Origin of the sequence: Fibrobacter sp. UWOV1, from assembly GCF_900142495.1 — a bacterium.
In the GTDB taxonomy this organism is placed as follows: Bacteria; Fibrobacterota; Fibrobacteria; order Fibrobacterales; family Fibrobacteraceae; genus Fibrobacter.
Map to the genome: position 1 here is coordinate 64,222 of NZ_FRBA01000012.1, position 7,306 is coordinate 71,527.

Annotated in this window: 8 protein-coding genes; 3 read left to right on the forward strand and 5 right to left on the reverse strand. The window is 53.0% G+C overall.

Annotated elements, in window-relative coordinates; genetic code table 11:
• Nucleotides 1–24 precede the first annotated feature (24 nt).
• Nucleotides 25–942, forward strand: a complete 918-nt coding sequence (locus BUC02_RS13680; protein WP_073323461.1) for a hypothetical protein — start codon at nt 25–27, stop codon at nt 940–942.
• Between the two features lie 46 nt (nt 943–988).
• Here the strand turns inward: BUC02_RS13680 and BUC02_RS13685 are convergent, their stop codons facing one another.
• Nucleotides 989–1,687: an NYN domain-containing protein gene (locus BUC02_RS13685; protein WP_073323445.1), complete on the reverse strand. Its 699-nt coding sequence runs from the start codon at nt 1,685–1,687 to the stop codon at nt 989–991.
• 92 nt (nt 1,688–1,779) lie between these two features.
• Entirely contained in the window at nt 1,780–2,724 is a 945-nt protein-coding gene (locus BUC02_RS13690) for a tetratricopeptide repeat protein (RefSeq protein WP_254794230.1), read from the reverse strand.
• Nucleotides 2,725–3,134: 410 nt separating this feature from the next.
• On the opposite strand from BUC02_RS13690, the gene BUC02_RS13695 reads away from it, so the two are divergent.
• Complete coding sequence (locus BUC02_RS13695) at nt 3,135–3,350, forward strand: hypothetical protein (protein ID WP_073323447.1); 216 nt, start codon at nt 3,135–3,137, stop codon at nt 3,348–3,350.
• A gap of 138 nt (nt 3,351–3,488) precedes the next feature.
• On the opposite strand, the gene BUC02_RS13700 is transcribed toward BUC02_RS13695, so the two are convergent.
• Nucleotides 3,489–5,282: a penicillin-binding protein activator gene (locus BUC02_RS13700; RefSeq protein WP_073323449.1), complete on the reverse strand. Its 1,794-nt coding sequence runs from the start codon at nt 5,280–5,282 to the stop codon at nt 3,489–3,491.
• 1 nt (nt 5,283) lies between these two features.
• Nucleotides 5,284–5,550, reverse strand: a complete 267-nt coding sequence (locus BUC02_RS13705) for a nucleotidyltransferase domain-containing protein (RefSeq protein WP_254794231.1) — start codon at nt 5,548–5,550, stop codon at nt 5,284–5,286.
• Nucleotides 5,551–5,648: 98 nt separating this feature from the next.
• Between BUC02_RS13705 and BUC02_RS13710 the strand changes: the two genes are divergently transcribed.
• Nucleotides 5,649–6,890: a metallophosphoesterase gene (locus tag BUC02_RS13710; protein WP_073323451.1), complete on the forward strand. Its 1,242-nt coding sequence runs from the start codon at nt 5,649–5,651 to the stop codon at nt 6,888–6,890.
• 89 nt (nt 6,891–6,979) lie between these two features.
• On the opposite strand, the gene BUC02_RS13715 is transcribed toward BUC02_RS13710, so the two are convergent.
• On the reverse strand, nt 6,980–7,306 hold a 327-nt coding region (locus BUC02_RS13715; RefSeq protein WP_175549880.1), incomplete at its 5' end, for a hypothetical protein.

Genomic DNA, 7,306 nt, shown 5'->3' on the forward strand with positions numbered 1-7,306 from the left:
TAGATATTAGCAATGGAATCTTTTATGAAAACAAAGATAGCCTCTTTTTTGAGCATTGTCGCTCTCAGCTTGCTCACCCTCGCAACCGGCTCGTTCGCCGAAGAAGAAGAAGGGTTTTACGAAAAGGACCACGTCCGTGGGTTCATCTCCATTGGCGCCGACTACCGCGGCATGCGCAAGGAATTCCAGCGCTACGTGAACAACACAGCCTTCCAGAACTTCGGTCACCGCGTCAAGTACGCCGTCCCCGATAGCTCCGGCAATATCGATACGGTCCAAACGACTTCGTACGGCGCATTCAGATACGACAAGTTCGATGACTGGTACCTGGGACTCCACGTAAACGTAGGTGCCCAGTACAAGCAGTTCATGACCTGGATCGACTTCAACTTCATGCCCTCCCAGGTGTCCGAACGCAAGGCCGACTGGTATACCGCAGATATTCCCGCAACCGCACTGCCCGAAGGTTCATACGCCGTCACAGACGATTATTTCCCGCTTTACGACGTCGAATGGTTCGCTTACGGCGCCGACTGGATGTTCGCATGGAAGCTCTTCGGCGAAAATGCGCCGATCAACCTGATTCCGGCAATCGGCTTCGGTTTCAACCTCATCAACTTCCACTTCGCCTCCCACTTCGACCATTTCGAAAAGGGCAACGAAGACCACGTGGAAACCGTCCGCGACCGTTTCTACAGCACGTTCGCAACTACAGTCAACTCCGAACTTGAACTCCGCATCGAACTCGGTCGTTTGGCTCTGGGCGGCTACATCGGTTACCGTTTCATCCGCTATAACGACCTCGACGTCGAAGGCTTTACCATTCAGTACGGCGCAGTCCCGAACGGCACGGACAACGTCGGCGATACCTACTACCTCGGTCTTCGCCTGACGTGGTACTTCCTTTCTCAATGGGAAAAGAAACAGGCAGATAAATTGTAATCAAAGATTCTGACAAAAAAAGCTCGGCTAAGCCGGGCTTTTTTTGTTAATTAAGGCGGCGAGGCGCGTGAGGATCGCGCCCCACCGCCACCTTCGGTCGAGGATTACGCCCTTTGCTAAAAGCGTGTTCGCGCTGGAAGAAAAATCCGCAGGGCGCATCGCCGTTCGGATTGGAATCCAGGATTTTTTCCATGGCCACGTAATGGGCGCAGGTGCGCCTCAGGCACGAATCCGTTTTCCAGCGGACCATGTATTTCGCCTTCGGGTAAATGAATTCCCATCCCAGCACAAGAGTCGGGACTCCCAGCAGGCGCAACCTGTCGGGGAGCGGCGCGTATTCGCCCTGAGTGCTTAAAAGCACCACGGCATCAAGGCGCCTGTACATGGCAAACAGCAGCGCATCTTCCATGAGCAACATGTTCGGGCCCACGCAACCGCTCTCCGCGGGGTTATTAAAATGCACACTGTAACCGGCATCCATCAAGGTCTGTTCCAGCCTGAACACGCCCTCGCGGTCGCGCGCGAACACATGCGGGTCGCGGTACGGGTGGTAATAGTGCGACTCCATTTGCAACTCGCGGTACTTGCCGCCCTCGAAGTAGCGTATCGCCTGCGATTCGACCCAGAGCCTTAGACTCCTGAAGTCCAGGCTCGAATGAAACCGATGAACGTTGCGGTAATAGTCGTTCACCTTTTTCAGAGTAAAGCCATCCAGGAAAAATCCTATGCGGAGCGGTTGCGGCATAATACCTCCATAAAAAGCGTGCCTCTTACTAACACGCTTTTTTTGGGGTACCTAATACCATTTTTCGATGTTAAATTTTCTATACAAAAAAACTAAAGAAGCTTTTTCTTTTTCAAGTCATCCATCAAAGAGCCCGGCATCCAATCCTTGAGTTCCTTGAACTTCGGGTCGTCCAGGGTCTTGCGCCAGGTATCGGCCTTTGCCTTGTCGCCCTTGTCGCTGTAAATGCGAATCAGGTTCAGCGCCGAGCACCAGTAGCGAATGCTCTTGCCCGTGCGCTTCAGGTAATCGGCGGCGCTTCGCTCGTAAATGCCCGCGGCCTCGTCGTACTTTTTGAGGCGGTAGAGCATGTCGGCCTTGATCTGCAGCATGACCGGGTGATTCGGCGCCCGCTTGAGCCCGCGTTCGGCAAGCTTAAGCCCTGTCGCAAAGTCTTCCTTGTCGTAATGCATCCAGATGAGCGGCGTCAAGAACAGCGGCCAGAATCGTTCGGACTTTTGCGAGGCGCTATCGAGAGTGGCCAAGTAAAGTTCGCGGTTGTCCGACTTGAACGGAACCCAGCTAAAGCTCTTGTCTATGTAATAGGCGTAAATGGCAAAGAAGGCGCGAGCCTCGAGTTCCTTGGAATCTTCGAATGCCTTAGCCGCAGAGCGCGTGGTTATTGCCCCTTTGACCGAATGCCCCGTCTCGCCCTGCACGAAACCCATCTCAAAACGGCGCAAGGCATCCCAGAGGCCGGCGGTCTTGCAGTTTTCCAGGAACTTGCCCGCCTTCTGCAAAGCGGCCGTGTCGCCCTTGTCGTCGTAAATGCTGATGCGCACGATGTTTTCGAGCACGCAGCCCGCGCCCTCGTTCTGTGCGCGCAACTTCCTGGAAATTTCCAGGGCGTCGCCATAGCGCAGGGCCATGGTCGCCGAAGTCGCCTTGGACCAGAGTTCGGCCTGCTCCTTGGGGAGCGAAAGCGTAAGAGGTTCGTCGGCAATACAAAGGTTCGCCAAAGCAAAAAGGGCCAAAATAATCGTCTTCAAAAATCGCATCGGTGCAAATTTAGAAAATATGGCAACCCGCGAACCGTCCCAAACCTGTTGATAAACTATTGATAAAAATCACGAATTCACTATTTATCCACAAAAAATGGCTCCGTCTGGACAGTTTCAGAAGGCCCGATTTGCTTACTTTTTAGTCCAAGTTGGAATATAGTCGAAAGCCTTTGACTGGGGTCGCAAACGAGGTGTGAAGGCGCATTCTAACGTGTTGACAGGCAACAACTTAGTAAATGCCATTTTGGACAAATGTGCCAAAATTTCGCAAAATTCCCCAAAAATACGGAATTGTTTCTTAAACCTTACATGAATTTTTAGTATTGCCTAGTCACCCAAAATTATCTATAACTGGTATAGGAGGTTAACAACTTATCAACATGTAAGTAACACGCGACGGAGGTCTTATGAAACTTTTCCATAAAACATCTGCATTGTCATTCTACATGATCCACTCCGGCTTCATGGCATTCAAGGCCCGCGTCAAGGAAGAACTCGACGCTGCCGGCGGCGGGAACCTGGACGACCTCCTGGACGACGACAGCCTGCATGCCTATTACCGCAACGGGGACTCCCCGGACTACGTGGCGGCATCGCTCTGCCCCACCTGCGAAGAAGACTAAGTCAGAAAGAATTTCAACTCCGAATTCCGAAATCCGAATTTATCAATCTCTCCCTCCTAGAAACAAAAATTCCCGCAGCGCGCCGCTGCGGGAATTTTTTGATATCTATTCTAAGTTCTAAGCTCTACCAACTAAGCTCTATTTCGCCGGGCAGCCTTCGACGGTTTCGAACTTGCCCTTGTTCACGGTCACGATCTTGGTGTTCATGTTCATGCCACGCTTGAACTTGATTTCGCCGTACACGCCCTGGAAATTCGCAGTGTAGTTAATCAAGTTCGTAAGGCTGTTCGGGTTCTTGGCCATGGAGTTGAACACGATGTTGGCGGCGTCGTAGCTGAGTCCGCTCACCCTGTCTTCGCCAGGTTCTGCACCCCAACGTTCCTTGAAGTCGCTCACGAATTTCTTGAGGCCATCGTTGTTGCCGCCCATGTCCATGGCAGGCACGCTAAAGTAAGAACTGTCCACCTGGCGCTTGCCCTGGATCAAAAGTTCGCGGCCGTACCAGCCGGAAGCACCCAGCAACGTTCCCGAAATCTTGTTGAAGGCCACCTGGCCCGCCATGAGGCCGGCGTCGCCCGGGTTCGTTGCCGGAATGAAGATGCCCGGAATGTTGAACGTAGAATCCTGCATGTAGAAGCGGCGTTCCTTGGCGTTCACGGCATCGAGGTCGGAGGCACCGCGGGCAATGTTCTGGCGGCGGTTCAACTGCTTGAAGCGCACGTCACGAAGCAGGCTGAATTCGGTCTTGTAGTCGGGGCGGCCTTCTTCATAGTTACGGAAGGCAATCACGGAGCCGCCGCGACGTTCGACGGCGGTGGTAAAGCTCTGCGACATCGAGGCGCCATAGCCACCGAGCGGGCTCAAGACCGCGTATTCGCGGATGTTCAGGCACTTGGTGGCGAAGTCAGCGATGCTCTTTGCCAGGTTATCCATGGTGATGTTCACCTGGAAAATGTTCGGGCCCATCTTGGCGATACCGTCGTCGGTTGCCGTCGGGGTAAGCATCGGGATGTTCTGGAAATTACTGCCGAGCCAAGCGGCAACGGTCGCGGCCGGGGCACTCATAATGGGGCCGATAACAGCCACAATGCTATCCTGGTTAATGGCCTGCTGCGTACGCAAAAGCGCCTGGGCGGCGTCAGCACGGGTATCGGCCACGCGCAGGTTCACCTTGCCCTTGAGTCCGGCTTTTTCTTGGGCGAGAATCACGCCCTGGATAGCCGCCGCGCCGAATTCGGCATAGTCGCCCGAAAGGGGGGCGAGCACCAAGACCGTCGGCATACCGGCGCCGCGGTCTTCCAAGGATTCAAGTCCCTTTTCGGCGGTGTTGGAGAGGTTTTCGGCTACCCCACCTGCAATCACCTTCTTGTACCAGTAACGGGCGGCTTTGTAGCGCTTGGAATTCTGGCATTCTCGGCCGATCTGCAGCTGCATCCAGCCCACGATGTCCTTGTCGACCGGGTACTTTTCCAAAAGGGCCTGCAACTGGTCAGCGGTCAAAAGCGAGGCGGCGAGCGTCTGGATGGCGACATCCTTGGTGCGGCTGCGGGCGGCCGGATTCTTGGAGTAGGCGAGAATCCGGAGCATGGCTTCTACACCTTCGTAAACGCTACCCTTTTCGACCAGCACGATGGCGTTAGCCAGTTCCATGCGTTCGCGGTAAATCGTGTTCACGTAGTATTCCAGGAATCGGGAAGAAAGCTTCAAGGCTTCGTCGCGCTTGTGTTCGCGCAAGTAGCATTCCGTGAGCATCACGGCGGCCTTTTCGCCCGAGGACTTGCGGAAGCTGGACTTGTAGACCTTCTGGAGCGGGGCAATCGCCTCGGCACACTGGCCGTTCTGGATTAAGTTCTTTGCCTCACGAATTTCGTCTTGGGCAAAAGCGGTAGCGGCAAGCATTGCCACCAAAGCAAAGGGTAAAAGACGTTTCATACTAGGATTCCGCAGCGGCTTGAACCACGTCGTGTTCTTTCTTGATTTGTTTTTGGAGAGATTCAGGCAATTTCGCCCAGTCCATGACATCGACCCGGAACGGGAGTCCGCTATCGACAAAAGCCTTTTCGACGGCGGTCATCGCCTCGAAAGAAAGGGGACTGTCTGAAATAACCACCAATTCCAGTTCCGTATCGGGAGTAAGGTCTACTCCAGTGACACGGGCTCCATGCGCCCAAACTTCCAGCCCCTCGAAATGAAGGGCCAAGATCCTCTGGACCTTTTCCAAATGATCTGATTCAATACATAAAGCCATACGGGGTCAAATATAGCTAAACTCAAAAAAAGTTTTGCTATTATTGAAACATGATTGCGTTCCTATTTATACTGCTTATTGGCCTTGTGCTGATTTATATTAACGTGAGCAGCGTCGCCAAGGGAAAAACGGGTAAAATTATCGGTGCCGCAGTGCTGTTCGTTCTCTTTTTGGGCATGTTCTTGCGCTCTACACTGATCGGTAGTTTAATTGTCACCTTTTTTGCGGTCTGGCTCCCCAATTCTCTAATTCTTTACATTCCCTGGACACTCTACAGAATCGGTTACTACTTTACGCAGCCGCATCACCTGAGCCGCCACCTGGTACGCCGCGTAAGCCGCTACCTGCTCGGAATCACATGCGCATTCACGTTCATATTCATCGGCTACGGCATGCAGCACAACGATGAATACAAGACGAACTTGCTTACTATCGACTTGCCGGGCGTTTACACCGAAAGCTTTACCGCGGTATTCTTTAGCGATATTCATGTTGACCCGCTGTTCGACCCCCAAAAACTGGAGCGCCTTATTGCACAAGTCGATTCTATTAAGCCCGACTACTTGTTATTCGGCGGCGACCTCGCAGATATTACCACCGAAAAGATGGACCATGCGGGTTACGATAGTTTGTTCAAAAAACTGACCGCCGGCGCGAAAGTGGCGGCAGTTGCCATCAACGGAAATCACGAAGCGTTCATGGCGAACTCGGACAACAGCCCCGAAGAATGGATGCGCAAGGTCGGCTTCGTGGTGCTCGACGATTCTACCGCATGCCTGGGCGGCGTCTGCTTTACGGGCCGCACCGACTTTACGGTTGCCCGCAGCAGGGACACCGAACGCAAGCCGCTTAGCGAACTCATTCCCGATTCTATAAAAATCGTGGAACACGTAAAAGATTCTACAGATTCTCTCGCAGATTCTACAAGGACAGTTGCCGCGCAAGATTCGACCATGGATACCGTTGCCGCCGCCCCTGCAATTACTTACGACACGATTCCGCTTTACCGCCCCTGGATTCTCTTGGACCACCAGCCCAAGGGAATCGAAAAAACGCATGCCGGCAGACTCCCGGACTTTGCCCTTTCGGGCCACACGCATAACGGCCAGTTCTTCCCGGTCACCGTCCTTATCGACTACGTGTGGAAACTCGCCTACGGCAAGGGCGCACTCAGCGGCGTGCTCTGGCTCGTGAGTTCCGGCTTCGATTGCTGGGGTCCGCCTGTGCGCTTAGGGAGCGACTCCGAAATCTGGGTGATTAAATTCAAGGCGAAAAACCAAGAAAATCAGTAAAAACTTCAAAAGCGCCAAACATGGCGCTTTTTGTTTTTCAAGCGAAAAAGATTTTGCGTCTTTGAGAAAAATGCAGTCTTTCTGCAACCTCACTCCACGTCAAACATTTTCATCGGCAGCACATGCCTCTGTTTTGCCCTCAACACTTCTAAAACAACCGTACTTTCGCCGCCCTGAGGCGTGGAAGTCTTTATCGTTACTTTCTTGAGAGTCCCTGGCAGCGGGCAGGAGTTGTCGCAATATTCGAACTCGCTTACGGCATTCGCCCCGTTCACGACTACAGACATTTTCATGACGCGCTTTTTCTTTTGTGAATAGTAAAGCGTTGGCTTGGACGGGTCCTTGGGTGTAATCTTCCAGAGGTTCCCTTCGGCGACAGGATTGTTATAATCTTCGGGAGAACCCATCTGCTTGTT